This is a genomic window from Pseudomonas sp. PWP3-1b2, from assembly GCF_049896045.1.
GTDB classification, from domain to species: Bacteria; Pseudomonadota; Gammaproteobacteria; order Pseudomonadales; family Pseudomonadaceae; genus Aquipseudomonas; species Aquipseudomonas antarctica_B.
The window spans coordinates 1-2,009 of sequence record NZ_JAFCTN010000043.1 but is presented as its reverse complement, the minus strand read 5'-3'; the positions used below and the strand labels follow the sequence as shown (position 1 = coordinate 2,009).

Below are 2,009 nucleotides of genomic sequence, written 5' to 3'. Positions count from 1 at the left end.
TGAAGTTGCGCAGGATGTCACCGGTTTCAGCTTGCTGCTTAGCCTGGATGTCCGATTCGGTCATCACGTTCAGGGTCCAACCGGTCAGTTGGCTGGCCAGACGCACGTTCTGACCACCACGACCAATGGCCTGAGCCAGATTGTCTGCGCCAACGGCGATGTCCATTGCATGGGCATCTTCGTCAACGATAATTGCCGCCACTTCAGCTGGCGACATGGCGTTGATCACAAACTGCGCCGGGTTATCGTCCCACAGCACGATATCCACACGCTCACCGCCCAGTTCGCCCGACACTGCCTGGACGCGCGAACCGCGCATACCAATACAAGCGCCCTGCGGGTCAATACGTTTGTCCTTGGAGCGGACCGCGATCTTGGCGCGCGAACCCGGGTCGCGGGACGCAGCCATGACTTCGATCAGGCCTTCGGCGATCTCCGGCACTTCAATACGGAACAGCTCGATCAGCATTTCCGGCGCAGTACGCGACAGGATCAACTGAGGGCCGCGGTTCTCGGTGCGGATTTCCTTGAGCAGCGCACGCAGACGCACGCCAACCCGGAAGGTTTCGCGAGAAATGATGTCTTCGCGGGCCAGCAACGCTTCGGCGTTGTTGCCCAGGTCAACGATCACGTTGTCGCGGGTAACTTTTTTCACGGTGCCGGAGATGATCTCACCCAGGCGCTCGCGATAGGCGTCAACGACTTGAGCGCGCTCAGCTTCGCGAACCTTCTGCACAATGACCTGCTTGGCGGTCTGTGCAGCAATACGGCCGAACTCGATCGATTCGATCTTTTCTTCGACAACATCACCAACGTTGGCGCCCGGGTGCGTTTCGGCAACCTTGCTTGGCCACGTTTCGATGGCCGGATCATCAAGATCGGCTTCTTCGACGACCGTCCAGCGACGGAAAGTCTCATAGGCACCGGTGTGGCGGTTGATTTCCACACGCAGATCAACTTCGTCTTCAAAACGCTTTTTGGTAGCAGTGGCCAAAGCCAGCTCCAGCGCTTCAAAAATCACGTTTGCCGGTACGCCCTTTTCATTGGATACCGACTCAACAACCAGCAGTACTTCTTTGCTCATCGTACGCCTCGCCTTTCGCAAGCCATTGGATCCGCGGGATCCGCGTCTCAGCCAAAACTGGGAATAATGTTGGCCTTGTCGATCATATCGATCGGCAACAGGAACTCATGGTCTTCCACTTGCACCACAACGTCCTGCTCTTCTACACCGCGCAGAAGGCCCTGAAAATTGCGTCGCCCTTCGAATGGGGATCGCAACTTGATCTTCACTTGTTCACCGGCAAATTTTGCAAACTGATCAATAGTGAACAGTGGGCGTTCCATGCCTGGCGAGGAAACTTCGAGGGTGTATTCAACGGAGATTGGATCTTCAACATCCAGGACACCGCTGATCTGACGGCTGACAATGGCGCAGTCGTCCACCAGCACACCGCCCTCTTTATCGATATAAACGCGCAACATTGAGTGGCGACCTTGAGCCGAAAACTCAATACCCCAGCATTCATAGCCTAGGGCCACGACCACCGGGGCCAGCAAGGCCTGCAACTCTTCTAGCTTGCTCGACACCTGAACCCCCTCGTGCATGTATGTGCATGCTGTGCAAAATAAAAAAATGGGCGAAACGCCCATCCTTGAAACGCCGTCGAACAGCGGCGTTGAAAGTGTCCAGCTAACAAAAAGCCCCTTAAAAGGGGCTCCGCTAAAACTGGTTGCGGGGGCCGGATTTGAACCGACGACCTTCGGGTTATGAGCCCGACGAGCTACCAGACTGCTCCACCCCGCGACAAAGCTGGGGCGGAAGTATACGACCGATCCCTTACAGGGTCAATGTAACCTTCCACCTACAAGAAAGCCCGCAACAGCGGGCTCTCCTGATAATTGGTACCGAGAAGGGGACTCGAACCCCTACACCCTATGGGCACAACCACCTCAAGGTTGCGTGTCTACCAATTCCACCACCTCGGCAATACAGCGTTTACAACCCT

General features: G+C 56.0%; 2 protein-coding genes and 2 tRNA genes. All 4 read right to left on the bottom strand.

Annotated features, from left to right (window positions below):
- Positions 1-1,084, bottom strand: a 1,084-nt coding sequence (gene nusA / locus ACP7A2_RS22340) for a transcription termination factor NusA (protein WP_426135982.1), incomplete at its 3' end; no start/stop codon positions are given.
- A gap of 47 nt (positions 1,085-1,131) precedes the next feature.
- The gene (gene rimP / locus ACP7A2_RS22335) at positions 1,132-1,590 is read right to left on the bottom strand and encodes a ribosome maturation factor RimP (RefSeq protein WP_158287963.1); all 459 of its coding nucleotides are present in this window, start codon (positions 1,588-1,590) and stop codon (positions 1,132-1,134) included.
- A 140-nt stretch (positions 1,591-1,730) separates the two neighbouring features.
- Positions 1,731-1,807, bottom strand: a tRNA-Met gene (locus tag ACP7A2_RS22330).
- A 96-nt stretch (positions 1,808-1,903) separates the two neighbouring features.
- Positions 1,904-1,989 (bottom strand) — tRNA-Leu (locus ACP7A2_RS22325).
- Positions 1,990-2,009 lie beyond the last annotated feature (20 nt).